The 19,541-nt window shown below is 48.7% G+C and carries 16 protein-coding genes, 1 tRNA gene and 1 CRISPR repeat array; of the genes, 13 read left to right on the forward strand and 4 right to left on the reverse strand.

The window, feature by feature from the left end:
• On the reverse strand, window positions 1-413 hold a 413-nt coding region (locus QXF64_04530; GenBank protein MEM1689746.1), incomplete at its 3' end, for a hypothetical protein.
• 175 nt (window positions 414-588) lie between these two features.
• A complete protein-coding gene (locus tag QXF64_04535; protein ID MEM1689747.1) occupies window positions 589-1,380 on the reverse strand; it encodes a putative CRISPR-associated protein in 792 nt (263 codons plus the stop codon).
• Between the two features lie 42 nt (window positions 1,381-1,422).
• Here QXF64_04535 and csx1 point away from each other — a divergent pair, with 42 nt between their 5' ends.
• The 9 genes from csx1 (at window position 1,423) to QXF64_04580 (ending at window position 11,489) form a co-directional block, all read left to right on the forward strand.
• Complete coding sequence (gene csx1 / locus QXF64_04540) at window positions 1,423-2,724, forward strand: CRISPR-associated CARF protein Csx1 (GenBank protein ID MEM1689748.1); 1,302 nt, start codon at window positions 1,423-1,425, stop codon at window positions 2,722-2,724.
• An 803-nt stretch (window positions 2,725-3,527) separates the two neighbouring features.
• The gene (locus QXF64_04545; protein ID MEM1689749.1) at window positions 3,528-3,932 is read left to right on the forward strand and encodes a hypothetical protein; all 405 of its coding nucleotides are present in this window, start codon (window positions 3,528-3,530) and stop codon (window positions 3,930-3,932) included.
• Window positions 3,919-4,602: an RAMP superfamily CRISPR-associated protein gene (locus QXF64_04550; protein MEM1689750.1), complete on the forward strand. Its 684-nt coding sequence runs from the start codon at window positions 3,919-3,921 to the stop codon at window positions 4,600-4,602. Before QXF64_04545 ends, QXF64_04550 begins: the two co-directional genes overlap by 14 nt.
• A 1-nt stretch (window position 4,603) precedes the next feature.
• Window positions 4,604-5,425 (forward strand): RAMP superfamily CRISPR-associated protein, encoded by an 822-nt coding sequence (locus QXF64_04555; GenBank protein MEM1689751.1) that lies wholly within the window; start codon window positions 4,604-4,606, stop codon window positions 5,423-5,425.
• Window positions 5,422-6,333, forward strand: coding sequence for an RAMP superfamily CRISPR-associated protein (locus QXF64_04560; GenBank protein MEM1689752.1), 912 nt, complete (start codon window positions 5,422-5,424; stop codon window positions 6,331-6,333). Before QXF64_04555 ends, QXF64_04560 begins: the two co-directional genes overlap by 4 nt.
• Entirely contained in the window at window positions 6,330-8,933 is a 2,604-nt protein-coding gene (locus QXF64_04565; protein ID MEM1689753.1) for an HD domain-containing protein, read from the forward strand. The genes QXF64_04560 and QXF64_04565 overlap by 4 nt, the downstream gene beginning before the upstream one ends.
• Window positions 8,930-9,544: an RAMP superfamily CRISPR-associated protein gene (locus QXF64_04570; protein MEM1689754.1), complete on the forward strand. Its 615-nt coding sequence runs from the start codon at window positions 8,930-8,932 to the stop codon at window positions 9,542-9,544. Before QXF64_04565 ends, QXF64_04570 begins: the two co-directional genes overlap by 4 nt.
• Window positions 9,541-10,614: a hypothetical protein gene (locus tag QXF64_04575; GenBank protein MEM1689755.1), complete on the forward strand. Its 1,074-nt coding sequence runs from the start codon at window positions 9,541-9,543 to the stop codon at window positions 10,612-10,614. The genes QXF64_04570 and QXF64_04575 overlap by 4 nt, the downstream gene beginning before the upstream one ends.
• Complete coding sequence (locus QXF64_04580; GenBank protein ID MEM1689756.1) at window positions 10,611-11,489, forward strand: RAMP superfamily CRISPR-associated protein; 879 nt, start codon at window positions 10,611-10,613, stop codon at window positions 11,487-11,489. The genes QXF64_04575 and QXF64_04580 overlap by 4 nt, the downstream gene beginning before the upstream one ends.
• Window positions 11,490-12,312: 823 nt before the next feature.
• Window positions 12,313-13,449: a CRISPR direct-repeat array (repeat unit 37 nt; unit sequence CTTTCAATCCCCATTTTCAGGGGCATTTCACTGCAAC).
• A 128-nt stretch (window positions 13,450-13,577) separates the two neighbouring features.
• Here the strand turns inward: QXF64_04580 and QXF64_04585 are convergent.
• Window positions 13,578-13,651 (reverse strand) — tRNA-Phe (locus QXF64_04585).
• A gap of 81 nt (window positions 13,652-13,732) precedes the next feature.
• Here QXF64_04585 and QXF64_04590 point away from each other — a divergent pair.
• From QXF64_04590 to QXF64_04600, 3 genes are all read left to right on the forward strand, one after another.
• The gene (locus QXF64_04590; GenBank protein ID MEM1689757.1) at window positions 13,733-15,571 is read left to right on the forward strand and encodes a beta-galactosidase; all 1,839 of its coding nucleotides are present in this window, start codon (window positions 13,733-13,735) and stop codon (window positions 15,569-15,571) included.
• Between the two features lie 74 nt (window positions 15,572-15,645).
• Entirely contained in the window at window positions 15,646-16,608 is a 963-nt protein-coding gene (locus tag QXF64_04595; GenBank protein ID MEM1689758.1) for an ROK family protein, read from the forward strand.
• 9 nt (window positions 16,609-16,617) lie between these two features.
• The gene (locus QXF64_04600) at window positions 16,618-17,031 is read left to right on the forward strand and encodes a Holliday junction resolvase-like protein (protein MEM1689759.1); all 414 of its coding nucleotides are present in this window, start codon (window positions 16,618-16,620) and stop codon (window positions 17,029-17,031) included.
• A 3-nt stretch (window positions 17,032-17,034) separates the two neighbouring features.
• Here QXF64_04600 and QXF64_04605 read toward each other — a convergent pair whose 3' ends face one another.
• Window positions 17,035-17,409: a CoA-binding protein gene (locus QXF64_04605; GenBank protein MEM1689760.1), complete on the reverse strand. Its 375-nt coding sequence runs from the start codon at window positions 17,407-17,409 to the stop codon at window positions 17,035-17,037.
• Window positions 17,410-17,446: 37 nt separating this feature from the next.
• On the opposite strand from QXF64_04605, the gene QXF64_04610 reads away from it, so the two are divergent.
• The gene (locus tag QXF64_04610; protein ID MEM1689761.1) at window positions 17,447-19,492 is read left to right on the forward strand and encodes a GH92 family glycosyl hydrolase; all 2,046 of its coding nucleotides are present in this window, start codon (window positions 17,447-17,449) and stop codon (window positions 19,490-19,492) included.
• Window positions 19,493-19,541: the final 49 nt, after the last annotated feature.

Below are 19,541 nucleotides of genomic sequence, written 5' to 3' on the forward strand. Positions count from 1 at the left end.
GAAGGATAGATAGCTCCTTCCTCGTAAACTGTCTCCCCAGAGAAGGCACACTTGGCTTCAGCGACCTCAAACTTGTTCAGTCCTATATGTCTTCTATCACCCAATCCATAGCTTCCAAACTGCCGGAGGGAAAGCAAAACGTGTGGAAGATATCGCGAATATTCTCCGAGGAGAAGTAGTTTGACCTCAATTTCTGCTCCTTCTTTGAAATCCATAGGCTCTCCAAAGAATGGAGGAATGAAGATGATGGGACGTGGTGGGGGACTTTTTCCTTTTTTTGCATATGGATTCTCATAAGCTGCGTAGAATAGACAATTCTCCCTAAACTTACAATCCTCACACTCATGCATGGGTCGGTAACAAACGATCTTCCTCAGATGTATTCCAAATCCACCTCTAAAAGCGGATCCCATCCAGTAAGGTAAACTAGTGGGCCTTTGAAAGCGAAGCCGTAAGATCAAGGAAGTTAACTTCAGCACCAAGAAAAAAGAGAGGGGAAGTAGAAAAAAGGTTTTGGGATAGCGGTTCGGAGGTCCATCCTCTTCACAAATATCTCCTTGGAAATTAAGAGGAAAATTCCTCAAATTTTTATGACATCCTCGGCCTTCTCCTTTCGCAGACTTTTCCTCCGCCATATAATCCTAATCTCATGAAAGTTTTCCAAAGTAGAAGTCCCATAGGTGTTATCTCCAACTCATCTCTCTTTCGCTCTATCCATCCAAGTCTTTCCGCTTCAGAAATCACATCCTTTGGGAATTCTCTTTCTAATTGTAGCAGGTGTGCTTTCATATTTCTACACATGTGATTCATTAATCTTTGGAATTTCTCTTTCCTTCTCAGCCGAACCGGCATAGCGGGGAGCCTTACCACCTCCCTAAAGGATTCATGAATATACAAGACTGGAGCTCCGATCCCAGGCAAGTTGGAAGCCAAAAGCGCTATAGCAGTTTCAGGTTTGAATCCACCAGTTGCGTGGACGTAAACTGTGTCGTTTTGGAGATAATGCGCCCTTATCAATTCTACAACCTTTTCAAAAAGTTTGGCCAATCCATGACGGAAGTTCTTTGGATCTCCGAGCCCGCTGATTTCCACCGATTCCACGTAAATTCTCAATTTTAGTTGAGACAAAAAACTTTGAAGAATCTTTGCGCAGAGTCTCCCTTCCTCTGTGTCAGAGTGTAGCAGATACACGTAGTGCTGTTTGTCTTTCTTTTCCTCCAAGAGGGGAAGAAGTGTGTTCAATTCGGCACTGGCTTTTCTAGGATCTCGTTTGACAAAAGAGAGAAGTTCCCCCTCTGAGGGCTCTTTTCCTATTTCCCTTCTCACATTCGCTAGTAGGGAGGTTCCTGTGGTCACTATGTGGGCATTTATCGTCAACATTTTTTATCTACCAAGAGGGTTATTAAAGATTGAGTTTAAACAATGCGATCCATCCTGATATCCAGCTGGGGAAAGCCTTGGAGAACAGGGGGAGAATTCAGTTGGGAGAAGGTGGAATACAGGCTGAAGGAAATCTCAAAGACCTCTAGGAGTTCTCTCCCCGTCCTCGTCGAACACACCAAACCAGAGAGGATAGTGATAGTGGTTTTGGACACTGTTGCAGAGAAAGTATGCTCAGACTACCAGAAACTCTGTAAAATGGTGGAGAAGCGTTACCTCGACTTCATACAAAAGGAGCTCGAAATCTCGGAGGAAGTGAAAGTGATTGTTGCTCCTGGTGTTGGAAACTTTAAGCTGAAGTTTAAGGGAGAGATGATGGATTTTTACCACTATGTCTTTTTCGAGCTCTCGAGAGAGTTGATAGGACTGGAAAAACAATGTGAAGTTCATCTTGACATCACTCACGGGTTGAACTTCGCCCCAGTTCTTCTTCATGAAGCTTTGGAGCACATCCTTGGTATTCTAGCGTACACCAAAAACATTAAGTTTTCCATCTACAATGCTGAACCTTTTATTCCGGGAACTAGGAAAAAATCATCCTTAACAATACACCGTATTGAATATGGGGACGTGTATCCCAGCTTGGGCCCTAATAGAGTAGGCGGGAAAGGAGAAGCCCGCTTTCTCGCGGTCAGAGAGGAACATAAAAAGGATACAGAATTTTGTAAAAAAATTTCAAAAGTCGCCAAAGTTTCCAATAGCAAAGAACTCAATGCCTTTCTCAGTGGAATAGTGAACGGCCTCCCGCTTTGCCTTTACACCTTTTGTCCCGATCCTCAACGGCTGGAGAAAAAGTTGTCTTCGGCCGTGAAAGAGTGGAGGAAAAACGTGGAAATAAGATTCGGAGAAGTTGAGAGGAAAGTAAGCTTCACCCCTGATTTCACAAATTGCGTGAAGCTTTGGCTCGCTGCCAAGTCCTTTAACATCAAAAGGAAAGAAGCTGTAGTTCTGGAAGAGCTGAAAGAAAAGATGAGAAAGATATTTGGGTATGAGCGTTCGAAAGAGGCATTGATCTCCCATGAACTAGCAAAGATAAAGGAGGAAGCGGAAGCTAAGAAAAAAGAACTTAACAAATGGAAGTTGCTCAGAACTCTCTTTTCTAGTGAACAAATCTCTCCTTCCTTCGACCGGCGCAACTTTTTGGCACATGCTGGATTAGAGTATAACGTCACGGAACTGCGGTACTCAGAGAAGCTGGAGCTTCGATACAGAAAAAATCAACGGAAGGAAATAGCGAGCCATCTGGAAGGATTGCTCCACAAAAAAGACGGGGCTTCCGGTTGAGTTCCCGAAAGGGCTTCCCTCCTCACCCTTCGATTTCTTGGAGCTGATCAAGTACCAGCTAATCCTTCTCGTGAACGAATACGTTGGATGAAAGGAAGATCTCAGATTTTTCTTGCAAGGGGAGCGGGAGGATTGTTGAGAGCAAACTCGTGAGGCTTCCTGACAGGTCGATGAGATCAGGAAAAGGGGAGTTGCAAGGGTAGGTGGGAACCGCAGAGTATCACCGAGAAAATCGGCGAGGTCGGCGCTGGTTGCTTTCGGTTGGAAAGGTTCTGGGGGCCGGATCCAAGTTCTCCTTTGGAATGGATTTCTTTGAATTCGGCCAACCAAGTAACATCACAAGCAATACTTTCTGACCTCGCGGTAACCACCTTTCTGCTCACCTTTGGATGGAGTCAACCTCTAACCTTTTCCTTATTTTCTCTAATAAATAAGTCTTGAAAGAGTTAGAAGAGTACTAGGCTGCCTTTCCGGATCCTTCCGTCCCATAGGGTTAAAGGGAGCCGGGATTGCAATAGAGGATCCCTGAAACTGGGAATTGAAAGCCATCCAGGCTGGTTGTTCTCCATTTTTTATCAACTGTTGCAATGGAGGATTCCCTGGAAATGGGATTAAAAGCTCGTTATCAGCAGAGGATCGATGATGAGGCGAGATTACAAGCTTCGCCCCGTCTGCCAAGCGTTATAGCAAAGACCCTGAAAGTTAAGGAATAGAAGAGTCGCCATGAGTGATTGGGGTTTTAGACTTTTGAGAAATTTGAAACCTGAAACGTAAGTTTTTTTAAGGATAGCACTAAATACTAAATGATGCCTCCAACAGAGGAGGATTTGATAAACTGGGGTACCGAAATAGGAACTTTAGCCTTCTCCGAGAAGATAGAAAAGAGCCAGCTCGAAAAGCTGATTGCTTCACTTGAAAGCGTGAAAGATCCTCGTCTCGCTCTATATGTAACAGCTGCGTTTGCTTTAAGGCAGTCCCAGCGAGAAGAGCGAGGGAAGGCTCTTCTCACGAGGAAATTCGCGGAGCGGGTGGCATCTATTCTTCAACAAATTTACGAAGCCAACGGAAGCAAAACAGAAGCTCGCAAAATGCTTAGGTTTGCAAAGTGGATTGTGGAGGCCTCCACAGGGAGGCAGATCAGACCAGTTAAAACCCTTAAAGAATTCATTGACAGTTTGTCTGTGGAGGATGTAGGTGCCAGATTATAGAGACTTCGACACGCTTAAGAGTCTTACCAAAATCAGGGGGACCCTTATAAACCATACTCCGCTTCGCGTGGGGACGGGAAGGGAGGCGCCTCTTGAGGCAACGGTTGACATAGCCGTTTTCAGAGTGGGGGAAGTGCCCTGTATACCAGGATCAAGTCTGAAGGGGGTTTTACGGACCGCGGCGGAGACCCTCGCACGCTCTTTTGGAATTACCCCCCATCCTCCCTGGGACCTTCCGAAAGCCGAGAAGAAAGGTGACTTTTGCGAGATTTGCGGGATTTTTGGGAATCAGGAGTTAATGAGCCATATAAAGGTCTATGACGCATATCCTCAAGGTGAAGCACAAATCTTCGTCAAGCCTGGAGTCGCGATTGATAGAAATTTCGGAAGCGTAGCACACGGATCTTTTTTCGAGGAGGAGTTGGTGGCCCCGGGTTGCAAGTGGAACTTTCGGGTAGATATCATAAACATCCCGGTTTTCGAGGAGAGTACGGACAAGAGAGGGAAAATCTTGGAGACGCTCTTCCGTATGTTCACAACTACGGGACTGCATGTCGGGGCGAGGAGCACAGTGGGGTCCGGCCTAACAGTTTTGGAGGACGTGAATTACGCCACGTATATCTTAACCGAAAAAGGGCTCGTTTTGAAAAAAGAGGGTAGAGTGCAATAACATGCAATGGATTTCACATGACAACATTCGTAGGGAAACTTCCTTCAACTTTATTCTGACAAACGAGGCTCCTTTAAGAATCGGATGCGGCGGAGAGCCTCCACTTGAAGCACTATCCGATCTCGCTGTTCTTAGAATTCCTTCCGAGTTCGGGGAAGTGCCATATATTCCGGGATCCAGCCTGAAGGGAGTCTTCAGAAGTTTTTGCGCGAAACTCCTTGCGCGGAAGGGGCTGAGGGTCTGCGAGTTGTCCGGAAATAGATGCGAGGTTGGGCGAGAGAGGAACATCGAACAGTTTGCGGAGCAGGCTTGTCTTCTGTGTAAAATTTTTGGTACGCAAGGGTACAGGGGGCTTGTGAGCTTTTCTGATGCCTTTCCTTGGAATGGCCAGCAGCTCTATCCGTTCAGACTGGGTGTAAGAAGGGGAATTCGAATCGGCAGGAAATCCGGAAGAGCACAGAACCTTTTTGATGTTGAGTATGTAGAGCCGGGTGCAAAGTTTAAGTCAGGCATTCGTTGCCTCAACCTACCTAACTTTGCGCTCGGCCTGCTCTCGAGGGCCCTCCTTTGTCTACACGAGGGGGAGGTGAAGGTTGGAGGGTTCAAGACGAGGGGCTTCGGAGAGGTGAGGCTGGAAGAGGTCGAGATCAGAAATCGGGATGTCGGGGGAACCGGGAAGAAGATGACCGCTCTGGACCCGCAGGACAGAGAGATCGAGGTCGGGGAAATGGAAGTGGAGAACGATTGGTTAGTGGCAAGCGGGGATGCGGCTTGGAAGATTCTGAAGAAGCTGGCTCAATGGTGGGAGGAAGCCAAGCTATGAGGAGGTTCAACGTAATCCAAGAACAGCCGAGGACGAGGGGAAGGTTTACGGGACTTTGCGGGGACCTCCAAGTTTCCATCGAGGTGGTAAGCGGACTTCATGTGGGCTCGGGTCAACTTCCAATAAAAGTAGATGAGGAGAAACTAGCCCAGACCATAGAACTTGACTACTGGTCCTTTCCCTTGGTCAATGAGAGGGCTGTCATACCGGGCTCAAGCGTGAAAGGGAACGTCAGGGCAAGGCTGGAACTTTCCTTTAAGGAAAAGGATGGCTGGTTCAGATCTTGTTTCACGGAGACGGGAAGGTTCCAAAAAGGCCCCTCGAAGGACGGGTCTTGGAGGCATTTCAAGATATGGGAGCCGTCGGTGAAGCAGAATAGAATCGTTCCTAGGGAAGGAAAAGGGTCGCAATGCGATTTCGTGAAAGGAAAGCAGGAGAGAGTCTGCCTTCTCTGTGATCTTTTTGGGACAACCGGTCTGATCGGTCTGCTCGAGTTCAGCGACTTTATTCTCAGCGAAGGCAGGCTCTCCCCCCAGAAATTTAAGTACGGGTTAAAATTGTTGGTTGCGGAGATCGGCTCAGTTTTCACTGGGAAGGTGTGGTTCATGAACCTGAAGCCGGAAGAATTGGGACTGGTTTTATGGGGAATGGGTCTCAGGGATGGGAGAATCGGGAGGGGAGTTCTCATGGGAAGGCTGAAGTATGTGGGGCCGATTGGAAAGGTAAGATACAGACTAGACACATTTAAATTATCCCAGTTCTCGGAGCAACTGAAGTTGGATTCGGTTGAGATCAAAGCAGGCGACGAGGTGCAGGCCGACGACCAGCTCGCGAAGGAGCTTGTGGAGTTGGCAAGGCGCACGTATGGTGGAGAGCTTGAGGATATAGATGAGGTGAGCCTAAAATGACCGCAAACATTTTCCAGAAAGTTGAGTGGCCGTATCCGGTTTACAAGTCCTTCATCGTTCCCTACCGGGAAAACGGCACTCTGTCGGTCAGGAAATTGAGCGAGAAAGATGTCGAGGAATGGGGGAAGACCCTAGAGCTTGCAAAGGACTTCATCACGCGGGCAGTCAACGCACTGGGGGTGAAGGAAGAGGCGAGGCTCGAACTCGTCGGCGATTTGCTGGTTCTCTTCCTTAAAGTTCCCCTTCTCCGCGAGCCGATCTCGCTTCTCCCAAGCCCGCTTAAAGCCTATCTCGCTTGGAAGCTCGCGCTCGAATCGAGACTTAAGGAGTTCAGAGACAACCCTATTGAATTCGCCAGTCATCTGTACACGATTTACAGGGAGTTCGGGCCGCAGCTCGAGGAATTGTTGAAAATCGTCGAGGAGGCTAGGGAAAAGGTTGAGAGATGCTGGTTCCATCTGCCTGCGGACACCCGCCCAGTAGCCAACTGTGCGGGTCTCATCCCGCACCTGCTCACGACTTCTGCGCTCTCCTGGGCTCTCGCCATACAGCGGGGTTTGGAAAGGAGAAAAGCGGCGTTGATCAGGCTTTCGGCTCTCCTCCACGATGTCGGCAAGCCCTTCGCCCCAGAGGAGCATGTCACGCGTTCAGCTGAAATCGCGAGATGGTTTACCGACTTCTTGGAGCCGGGCGAAAGGGAGGAGATCGTGAAGTTCGTGATGGATCACCACCGGCCCGAAACCAAGGAAGGAGAAATAATTAGGAAGGCGGACATATTGTCCTCCGCTACAGACCGGATAAGGGGATATCTTCAGGAGATCATCTCGGAAAGGCTTGGAAGACGACCGGAAATCGAGGAGCTTGAGGGCTGGGATTTCTGGGTAGAGCTCGAAAAAAATTCTCCTGGCTCCATAAGGTCGCTCAGCGAGGAATTCGTCGAGAAGGTTCGGAGGGATACAGGGGAGGGGGAAAATCTTTTCGTCAGAACCCTCCCGCTCCCACCCGATTACAAATACGCCCCGGTGGGGGAGATCGGGTTTGGATGCGTCGATTTGGGAGGGATCCAGAGATTTATCCGAACCCCAACCGAGCTGAAGGCGGTCGCGGCCGCCAGCTACGTGATCGAAACGGCGGTTTTGGTTCACATTCCAGCCTTCATCCAGCGAGAGCTTAAAGAGCTTGAGCAGGTCTGGTTCCCGATGGAGGCGTTCCTGTATTCCGGCGGGGGCAACCTGTATTTCGTCTTCCCGAAGAAACTGGAGGGAAAGATCAAGAAGGCTGTCGAGAAGTACACCAGTGTTCTTGCAAAAAACAAAATTTCCCTTGAGCTCAGAATGGCAGCTACCCCGTTTACAGCTTTCTTCCCGGATCTGCTCAAACATATGGCGGGGGAGATGGGCCTCCAGAAGATCTCCCCGCCTAAAGAGACGCAGGTGGAGAGGGGCGATGTGAAAAAGTGCAAGTGCTGCTTTACAAGGATTGCGGAGGTCGGAGACTACTGTAAGGTTTGCAACCAGTTAATAGATCTCGGGGGCAACTTTCATTTCAGAGCAAGGTGGGAAACGGAGATCTCGCTCCTGGAAAGAAAATCGCCCGCCCAGATTTTCGGCAGCTGGGAGGACGCTTCAGCCAGACTGATGGAAATTATCGCCGGTCACAATCTGGAGGAGATTCGAAGGGGTGTTGAGCAGAGAAACTATGCCGTTCTGAAGGTGGATGGGGTCTGCATGGGAGCTTTCATGGCCTCAGCCATCTCCATAACAGACGCCTGCGAGAGGAGCGCGAGAATAGACATCTCCCTCAAGAAGGCCTTTGAGGATTCTGCCCGCGAGCTTTACACTGCCCTGCGCGAGAAGGATGAGGAAGAAGCGAGAAAGTCCATCGCGAGACTGGAACTCGGACTGCTGTACATGGGAGGGGACGACTCCCTCGCGCTGATGAGCTCCTGGTACGCACCCATCTTCACCCATTCGCTCGTCTCCAGGTTCAGGACTTATATGGGGGAGGTCAGGGGACTTTCGGCTGGGCTGGCGGCGGGGGGTGCGAAGACGCCGGTCTGGTCCCTGATAGATGCTGCAGATGAGCTGGAAAGAGAAGCGAAGAGCAGGACGAGGGAAATGGTGAGTCAAGGGGCCATTTGCTACGATATTTGCGAGGTTCCTCTCTCCTCCACCGCCGTCCGTCACCGGAGAAAAGAGCTGGAAGAGAGGAAGATGACTCTTCAGCCCTTCGTGGTTGAAAATGGAGGGAGGCTGGGCGAGATCCTTCAAAAGCTTTCCGGTGGGAGCTCGCGCGGAGACTGGTACAGGTGGGCACTGGAAACCTCGAGGGAAGAAGATAATGATGCTAAGAAGCTTGCGAAAAGAGTTAGGGCTTGCATCAAGGAGGCTGTTGGGGCTGCAAAGGGAATTCTGGGTGAGGAGGCGGACAAAGAGCTGCTGAACGAGATTTCAAAACTCTACATGAGAAGACAGCAGGTTAGGTTGGAAAAGAGAGAGGAATGGAGGGTGGCTGTGGATGCGTGCGCGGAGGGGTGGGGAAAGGTGGCTTTCGGCGACATTGAATTGCTGATCAAATTTGCACTGGGGGGAATTACGTGATAGAGTTTGAGGTCGAGGTCAGACCTGTCGGGCTCTTCACGGTTGGTGGGGGGACGGTCGAGGTCTTCGGGCCAGACGTTCCCTTCATAAAGGAGAGGGGAAAGATTTTCATTCCAGGTTCGACCTTCAAGGGTCTACTGAGGTCGGCTGCATCAAGAGTAGCTGAAACGTACGGGTTTTCCTCGTGTGGCAACATAAGGCCAGAGGAACTCTGCGGATCCTGCGACGTCTGTAAACTTTTCGGATCCATAAGATCGCAGGGAAAACTCATCGTAGGGAATTTGGAGGCTGTCGAAGGATATGAACTCCTCTGGTTCACGAGGGTCAGGATTAACGACAAAAGCAACAAGGCCGAGGAAGGGGGACTCTTCACCCAGGAGCACTCATATGGAGGGAGCTTCAGGGGGATGATAAGGGTCATGGAGGATGGGGCCGAGCTTCTGGGACTCCTGCTCCTCGCACTTGCGGAACTCAGAACGGGGAGGGCGGGAAGAAGATCCCTCCTCGACCTGAAGATAGGCAAGACAGCCGGGCTTCAGGGGAAAGTGGAGGGAAGATGGCTCAAACTTGTGAATGAACTCGAGAAATTTTTGTGGGAGGGGAAAATATGAAGTTCTACGAGGTCCGGATTGAGCTTAGATCTCCGGCAATCATAACCTCCCGCAGGACCGAGCACGGATTTAAGTCAGCTCTCGAGTTTATACCCGGAACAACCTTGAGGGGGGCAATTCTATCCTCCCTTTACTATCACGATAAAATCTCAAGGAACGAGCTCGAAAGAGAGGCGAATGAACCCTCCCTCATCTGCACGCCTGCCTATCCACTCGTCGACGGGCAGCAAAGCTGGCCTGCCCATCCCTTCTTCTTTAAGTGTAAACTATGCAAACCGGAGAAGAATTCTTACGAGAATCGGGGAAGGGAGGCTCGCATAAAGATTGAGAAGGGGGAAGAACCAACCATTCCGACAAGCTGCAGATATGGTCATGTGAGCCTCGAAAGCCTGCATCCGGGACCAGTTCTTCCAAACGGTAAGAGAGTGAGAGTCAGTTTTACCTCTTCCGTGTGTGCTGGTGTAAACAAGGACAGGGGCTCGGTTGAGGGGGGCATGCTCTACGAGTACGATGCGCTTGAAAGCGGGCAAATGTTCTGGGCCTATCTCGCCACCCCGTACGAAATCCCTAATCCACTGGAAATCTGGATCGGAAGAGGGGTGACGAGAGGATTCGGGGAGGCCCGGCTGAGTCTATGGGAGCTGGACATGAAAAAGCTCGAAGAAGACTGCAGAAAGGCTTCCACCGATGGGATTCTTGTGTTGTATGCTCTCTCCCCCCTTCTGGGAGGCGGACAGAGAGCTACCCCTTTCCCGACCGTGATTGAGCTAGGACCGATAGGAAATAGAATCGGTAGCCCTGCTGAGGGTTCCCTTCGGATAGAAAAAGTTTATGGAAGAGCTGGGCCATACGAGGCGGGATGGGACATGCTCAGGGGGAGGAGCAGGCCGACCTTTTACGGTGTGTGTTATCCGGGGAGCATCCTGAGGGCAAGAGTGGTTGGGAATGTGAGTTGGGAGGCCATTGCCTCTTTGGGAATCCTGGGAACCGTGGAGAAATGGGGGGACGAGACATCGTGCTGCGTGAACCAGCTCCTCCCGCTGGCGGGGCATCCGGTGGAGGGAACATGAGCCATCTATTGCCGTTGAAAAATAGAGTGATTGGGAGGCTGGAGTTTGAAGGTAGATCGCTCTTGCATATTGGGACCGGGGGAGAGGAGGTCAGAAGGGAAATCCTTAAAATCGGGGAGAAAGTCCTGATTCCTGCATCTTCCGTCAAGGGTGCCCTCCGAAAGCTAGTTGAGCAGGTTGCGAGGACCATAGAAGTTGTGGACTTTCCAGATGTGTTCAGGATAGGGGAAGGGAAGCTTGAGTGCAAGGAGAGAACCGATGAGGCAATCCAATGGTTACTGCAACAAAGGGGGATCCTCTCCTTGCTACGCTCGCTTGGCTTAGAGGATGAGCTAGAAAGGCTGCAAGTAAAAAGTGAAGAGGATTGGGAGAAGCTTAAACCACTGCCAGAAAAGCGTGAAACATTAAAGAAGATTGCGGAGGAGTACGCGACGGTAAGACATCCCCTGTATAGGCTTATGGGAGGGCAGAAAATCGCCTCGAAGCTAAGATTTCTAGATATTCCCTTAGAAGCAAGCATCCAAGAGAAAGCTGGAGTTGGGATCGACAGAAAGAGCGGGAGGGCGAGCGAGCACCACCTATACTTCTTGGAATCCTTGAAGCCTTCGAGGGTGAGCATATGGTTTATAGCCGACAATCTCCAGCCTGCCAGCTTGGAGGCCAAACTGCTCGCAGGGACTCTTAGTTTGATTAAGTCGGTGGGGCTTTCGCTTGGAGCGAGGAAGAGCGTAGGGATGGGTGAGTTAGAGCTGAAGGATGGCGAATTTTGGATTGCCGACCTGGAGAGAGATGATGGGACAAAGCTGGCTAATCCCTTCACTGGAGAGAGGCTGGACTTGGACAGTTTTATAAATTGGCTGAATCCTGGTACGTGATTTTCGGGGATTTAAGCGGGAATTCTTCGGGGCCTCTGAGGAAGCTGGTCGGGAGCTAAAGGGGCATCGAAGGAGCTCATAAAGGAGAAACTTAGGGCTCAGGAAGCAAAGGATATGCGGTTTGAGAGCAACGGTGAATCGGTTGAGGTACGTAGGATCATGAAGAAATATCTGTATAAACTTTGGGAGAGGCTAGGGAAAAGTTTCAGCCACCTTGCGATGAAGATTGGGTGAAGGAGGTATATTTGTCGAAAAATTGGTACGACTTTCTATGCGCCTAAAGACAAGGAAATTTGGGTGAACTTAATCGCTGAACAAATCAAGTCAATTTCGCTCTTCTCTTGGGTGGTGTTTCACAGCCACTGCGGCGAGGTACTACTGTATTTTCAACACTACATCTCCCTTCTCCATCCCGAATAACTCGAGTTGAAAGACGTTGCCATGGCGAGCACGGTCGAAAAGATTTTGAGCAAGAGGTTGGAACGAATTCCCATTTTTCGAGCTACAAGTAGGGGAAACCCTTATGGAGCTGCGTGAGGGGTTTGAGAGAAGAGAGAGCAAGAAGGGACGGTGAAAATCGTCGGAAGGGAAGAAATGATACCAAGGTTTCGGAGATTTCTGGCCTTCGAAAGAGTTAGAAAAGGACCCTTTTTGATAAGGTTGCGAGCCTCATGAATAAAATGAGTCGGAAACTTCAGCCAGTGAATGGATTGGGCGAGAAATAAGGAAATCCTGAGCGAGTTGTAACTATACTCGATCCTCTCGCTCTTCACGAAGTAATACTCGACCTCTACAAGCCCCTCTTCGAGGTTATGGCCTTCCCCTCCGAAAAGTCTCCTTCAGGGGCATCCTACTAAACTTAGCACAATCTCCTCCGCTTGGATATCCGTATTGGGACTTTCAATCCCCATTTTCAGGGGCATTTCACTGCAACTTTGGGACAAGAAGCGAAAATTTTCTTCCACCTGAACGCTTTCAATCCCCATTTTCAGGGGCATTTCACTGCAACATTTACTGAAGTGTTAAGTTCTTTAGGTTATAAAATCTTTCAATCCCCATTTTCAGGGGCATTTCACTGCAACAACAGGGAAATTGAGGGATGACATTTATCTCTACGTCTTTCAATCCCCATTTTCAGGGGCATTTCACTGCAACCGTTAAGTCAAACGCAAACGCAACGGTCCCGCTAACGCTTTCAATCCCCATTTTCAGGGGCATTTCACTGCAACTTTGATACCAACAAGATGAGATATGCGACTATTGTGGTCTTTCAATCCCCATTTTCAGGGGCATTTCACTGCAACAATTATTACTTCACCGCCAGCTCCTCCGTCGATGTGCTTTCAATCCCCATTTTCAGGGGCATTTCACTGCAACTTTCTATGACAATATGAACACTTTGCGAGAAAACAGCTTTCAATCCCCATTTTCAGGGGCATTTCACTGCAACATTACCTCCGCACGCGCAGGATAGTATATAACTATATTACTTTCAATCCCCATTTTCAGGGGCATTTCACTGCAACTCACAAAACTCTCTCCTATGATAGCCTGTTATTTTATCTTTCAATCCCCATTTTCAGGGGCATTTCACTGCAATTGAAATACTAAACAGAATACCTTTCAAAATCAAGCTTTCAATCCCCATTTTCAGGGGCATTTCACTGCAACGCGTTCGAAGGGAATAACGTCGGCAGGAATAGTTTCCTTTCAATCCCCATTTTCAGGGGCATTTCACTGCAACAATCGTGAGAGCAAAAGAAGGACTTCAAATTAGTTCCTTTCAATCCCCATTTTCAGGGGCATTTCACTGCAACTTAAAGAGGATAGAAGCAGAGCTTTTGGAATTAAGCTTTCAATCCCCATTTTCAGGGGCATTTCACTGCAACAAGATGCTCTCGGAGATTGCAAAAGCTTAAATATCTTTCAATCCCCATTTTCAGGGGCATTTCACTGCAACCCCCGCTCTTCTTTTCATGTTTGGCCGGCTTTCCTTAAAAATCTATGTGAAGACTTTTTGAACTTCGATTTTTGCATAGGGGGTTTATAAAGAAGTTCACAAAGTTTCGCCTTTTACCGAAAGCCTAGTGCGGAGGGGGGGATTTGAACCCCCGACATTCGGATCTTCAGTCCGACGCTCTCCCAGGCTGAGCTACCTCCGCCAATTTCTTTTCATGCACCATTGCTTAAAATTCTGATGGAAAAAGCTTTTAGGGAAAGCAATAGATCAAAACACGAAAAAAATGAAAAAATTTCCGATTGTGGCTGCTGTTCTGCTTGTGATCGTTTTCTCTTTCATGATCTATCTAACAAGGAAACCTGTCGAAAAATTGCCATACACCTTCACCCGGGACTGGCTCAGGAAAGGAAACATTTGGGTTTTCGACCAACCACCACCGGAATATCTTGAGGCGCTGGGAGCAACCGGCACTGCTTTCTCCGTCTACTATTCCGGTTTCAACGAGTATGAGTGGAATTATGTGAAATCTCTACATCACCGTGGCTTTAAAGCCACTGCCAATCTTCCTCTTGGGCAGGCTACCATTACCGAAAACATCGAGCTCAGAGAAAATGTCTGCAAGAGAAACATTCACAACCAGCCAATTCTTCTGCTCGGACTAGAAGGAATTTACAACGCATGTGGGAATAATCCGCTCTGGCGTGATTTTCTCATGAAGAGGATAGCCGAGCTGGCGCAAGGAGATGTGGACGGAATACTTCTCGACGAACCGGGGGATATCGGGGATTGTTTCTGTGACCACTGCATGCGAGCCTTTAACAATTACTTAGCTGAACATTACACGTCCGAAGAATTACAGCGGTTTTTTGGGATAACTGATCTCTCATCTTTCAGCTATCGGGAATATCTGCTGAGAAATGGGGGAACCCAATGGTGGGACGATCCCAATCCAAACCTGCAAATGGCCTATCTAAAATTCAGGTATTCGGAAAGAGTGAACTTCATTCGCAACCTCATTCGGCAAGCCAAAGAGGCCGCGGGCTGGGACATTCCCGTTACGGCCAATGTCTACGAGTTTTCACCGAATCACCAAATTTTCGTTCCCCTCCTCGACTTTGTAATCTACGAGATGCCGATAATCCCGGAAGCCCACCCTGACGTTTCTTATCTTAGATCGATCCCTGGCAAACATTTTGTAACTTATCTTCTGGCCGAAGCTCTAGATCCAGAGAAGCCATTCTCAGCTTTCCCGGATGTCTTTGACTTACTCCACCTCTCCAGAGACTTGGAGAATGAGCAATGGCTGTGGAGATACTGGTTGGCAGAAGCGAGAGCCTGCGGCGCCTCCTTCATGATACCATACAAAGCGTACGTTTATGGAGGGGAAAGTGATTACACGCTGGATGTCGAGGAGGTCTCTCCCTACACGAAATTCTTTGCCGAAAATCCGGAATATTATGAAAACTTGGAAAGAATTGCAACCGTTGGACTACTTTTTGATCTTCACTCCACACTTTTCAATAAGTTTACCTGGCTTACCTACAACGCATGGTCGAGCTTCGAAAACATCGGAATAACCCTCCAAGAAGCCCATGTTCCCTTTGAGGTAATTTACAGAGGCGATGGGGTTTTCGTGCAGAAATCTTGTTCACTTAGCGAATTACGGAGGTATCGGGCGATCATAATACCTAAAGATTACGATCTCGATCAAGACTTCCTGAACATTCTGCAGCAATATTCAGCCAGCGGAGGCATAGTCATAAGACGCGACAACTTGGCTGATGACTCCCAAATAGTTTCAGAGCTGAGAAGACTCGGAATCGATCTCGGGGTGGAAACAAATGCCACAGATGCTCTCTCGCTTATCATTTACCGTAGAGGAGATTCGCTCTTGATCCATATGATAAACTCTAGATACGACCTACAGGCGCGCGATTTTTCGAGTTTAACAAATGTAGAAATAACGCTGACGATTCCAGATGGGGTAACGCTAGATGGGAAACTCCTTAGAGTCGTAAGCCCGGATTCAGATAACATAACTCTGGGCTTCGTGATACAAGATAGAAAGGCGAAGTTCACATTGCCCTATCTTCACTGCTATTCCGTGGCATTCTTCGAGTGAAAAAATTCGATGTCAATGATTATGCCGAATGTTTTTCCGAGAAGTTTTTTAGGGGAAGAACCTACTTGAAACCGATGAAACTCGTCGCTGGAATTGATATTGGAGGAACAAAAGTAAAGTGTGTTGTCGCGGATGAGAAAGGTCGATTTCTGGTTTCTCTGAAAGAGCCAATCGATGTGAGAAGTGAGAGAGCAATCGTCGAACAACTCTTCACGATGATCTCGCAGGCTTGCAAGAAGGCAAAAATCGAAAAACTAGCAGCGGTTGGCATAGCCTCAGCCGGTCCAATGAACTTGGCGAAGGGCGAGCTGATGAAACCAACCAATATACCATTTCCAAGGGTCCCGCTCGTCCGACCTCTAGAGGAAGAGCTGGAGATTCCCGTATGTCTGCTGAACGATTGCTCGGCGGCCGTGCTGGGTGAAGCCATCTTTGGAGCCGGGAAGGGGGAAGAAAACGTCGTGTACGTCGGGATCGGGACGGGAATAGGTGGGGGTGCAATCGTTGACGGTCATCTTCTCTTCGGGAAAGATGGAAACGCGTGCGAAATCGGACATATCGTTGTAGATCCAGCCGGTAGGCTCGAGTGTGGTTGCGGAAAAAGAGGACACTGGGAAGCCTACTGTTCTGGTAAAAATATTCCAAACTTCGTAAGGATGAGGCTTGAGGAGATGGGCGAGAAATCTGACCTATCGGAGCTCGGTTCAAAGGAGATATATCAGAGAGCGAGAAGCGGAGATAAACTCGCTCTCAAACTCGTCATGGAAATAGCGGAGTTAAACGCAGTGGGTCTAGCCGACGTCGTTAACGTGTATGACCCGTCTATTCTCACGCTTGGAGGGAGTGTCGCGCTGAAGGATTCCGACCTTGTCGTCGAGCCCGCGAAGAAGCGGATAGCCAAATATCTGAGAAACAGAAAGCCGAAAGTTGTGACGACACCACTCGGCGAAGATGCTGTCCTCTTCGGAGCAGTTGCGCTGGCCCTTAATCCAGAAGTCTTGCCGAAAAAGTTTAGGCATGCCTCAAGATTCTTGTAAGGTGTCCAAATGATCGAGATTATTTTTATAATTGCCGGATTCCTCTTTGGAATCTTCCTGGCTTCAAAATACTACCAATGGAAGTTTAGAACTATGCTTGAAAGATGGAGAATGGAGTTCGAAGAAAAGTTGAAAGCGGAGATTCTGGAAAGGAGTCGGGCGGTTTTGAAAGGAAAAATAGGAGAACAGCTTGCCCCGCTTCTCCCTGCCTTCAAGCATGAGCCGGCTGATGCACGCTTCATCGGCTCCCCGGTAGACTACATCGTCTTCGAGGGATACAAGGAAGGTGAACCACAAAAAATAATCTTCTTGGACGTAAAAACTGGAAAGAGCCGAGAGCTCACGCCGATCGAAAGAAAGATCAAAAAGCTAATAGATGAAAAAAAGATCGAGTGGGAGACAGTAGAAATCCCTGAAGTTTGAAAATCACCAGCTTTCTCCAAGAAAATCCACGATGAAACATGCATTGTATGTAGCCTCGATCCCGTTTGCTCTGCAGAACTCAATCGCCCTTTCTGACTCAGATCCTGGTTGCATCCAGACTTTTGTTATGCCAAGTTCTCTGCACTCCTCGACAATCTTCTCCGTCACCCGCGGTGGAACTACCGTTATCACAAGATCCGGCTTGACCGGCAGATCTTTCAGAGAGGAGTAACATTTTTCTCCATCGACTTCGGGATAATTGGGATTTACAGGAAAGACATCGAATCCAAGAGATTTTAGCTTGTTGTAAATTCTCCACCCCCACTTTTCTCTGTTAGGAGAGGCGCCGACCACAGCTATTTTCTTCGGCAGGGTCACAATATCACCTTAAACTCGGAAGATAAAGAAATTCCAGATGCGAGACAAAATTATCCTGACCGCTTTAATAATCACCATTCTGACTCTCACTCTGTTCAAAAATATCCATGCCGAAAGCATGCCTGCTCCCGAGAATCTTGCCGACTATGTCAATCCTTTCATTGGGGTAGGTGAGGACGGAAGGACTTTCCCAGCAGTTTCCCTTCCGTTCGGTTTTACCCAGTGGACTCCACAGTCACCTAAGGAGACCGAAAGAGCAGAGATTCCCTACTGGGGAGAAAACACTATAACTGGGTTCAGAGGATCACATGCCCCGCAGGGTTCCTGGATGCTCGACTACGGATGTCTGACAATCCAGCCACAAGCCGGATCTCTGAAGCTCACACCCGCCCAGAGAGAGGTCAGAATGGAAAACGTTGAAGCGCATCCGGACTACTGGTCATGCATCCTGATAGATCAGTTCGGAATAAAAGTTGAGATAACAGCGACGATGCATTGTGCTATTTTTAGGCTGACTTATCTCGGATCAGGAGCAGCGTACGTTCTGGTGGACGCACATGCGGGCGGACAAACCTTTGTTATTCATGAGAACTCCGAGATTCTCGTACATAATGTGCAACACGGGTATGGTAGCTCGATCGAGGGTTTTCATGTCGTCCGATTCGAAAAACCCTTCCTGCAGTCTTCGGCGGCTTCTGGAGAGCTCGCACACGCAGACTATGCAGTGCAGTCCGGCGATGTGATACTCCTGAAGGTCGGAACGTCTTTCATAAGCTATGAACAGGCGAGAATGAACTTAGCCCTAGAAATTCCCGGCTGGGACTTTGAAAACGTGAGGAGGACCGCGAGAGAAATCTGGAATAAAGAACTAGGACGCATAGAAGTGGAAAGCGAAAACCAAGAGGACCTCGTGAAGTTTTACACGGCTCTCTATCACTGCCTGCTGGAACCGAGCCAGCTTTCCGAGTATGGAAAATACTACAGTGCCTTCGACAACAAAATCCACGAGTGTGCGTGGGGAGAATACTACAACGATTTTTCGCTCTGGGACACGTTTCGGGCCGAACATTCCCTCCTGATACTCCTCAAACCAAGAGAAGCGGAAGATATGTGCCAGTCGCTTACCAGAATGGGGATCGAAGGTGGGTGGATTCCGAAGTGGCCCAACCCAGGATATTCTGGAATAATGATTGCGACGCATGCTGATTCCGTCATTGCCGAAACATACCTGAAAGGACTTGTTCGATTTGATGCCGAAACTGCATATATGTTATGCTACAAACACGCGACGCGTCCGGGGCCGTCGTTCTTCGAGGCGAGAGAGGGAGTCGAATATTACACAGAACTGGGATATGTGCCGGCCAACGTCATGGGGGAAGCCACCTCGATCACAATTGAGTCCTCGTACGACGATTATGCGCTGGCAATGTTTGCACTGGCTCTCGGAAGGGAAAACGAACACAGATACTTCCTCGAGAGATCCAGATACTGGAGGAACGTTTACGATCCAAATGCACCGGGTGAACCCGGAAATCCTTACAGAGGATACGTACGTGGCAGAAATCTAGATGGATCTTGGACGAATCCTACAGATTTTTCTCCAACTCAGTGGTATTCCTACATCACTGAAGGAACGCCATTTCAGTACACTTGGCATGTGATGCACGATGTGAAGGGTTTGATAGACGCGATGGGCGGTAGAGACATCTTTAACGCAAAACTCGATTGGTTCTTTGATCACTCAGTGTGGAGGAAGGGGAACGACTGGTCAAGCTACTACTGGCACGGAAATGAGCCCTGTCAACATGTAGCTTACCTTTACAACTGGTCGGGTAAACCTTGGAGGACACAAGAACTTGTCAGAAAAATCATGGAGACCAGATACTGGACGATAACTGGAAAGATAGGGGGACTCTGTGGCAATGAGGATTGCGGTCAAACATCTGCCTGGTTTGTTTTCTCGGCGATGGGATTTTATCCGGTCTGCCCAGTCGGTCTTCACTACGAAATCGGTAGTCCCCTCTTTAAAAAATCATCGTCCATCTGCCCGATTATCATTACGGCGGAAGAGATTTCACAATAATCGCTCATAACAATTCAAAAGAGAACGTTTATATTCAGTCGGCCAAACT

The organism is Candidatus Hadarchaeales archaeon (genome assembly GCA_038823825.1).
GTDB lineage: Archaea > Hadarchaeota > Hadarchaeia > Hadarchaeales > Hadarchaeaceae > JAVZGN01.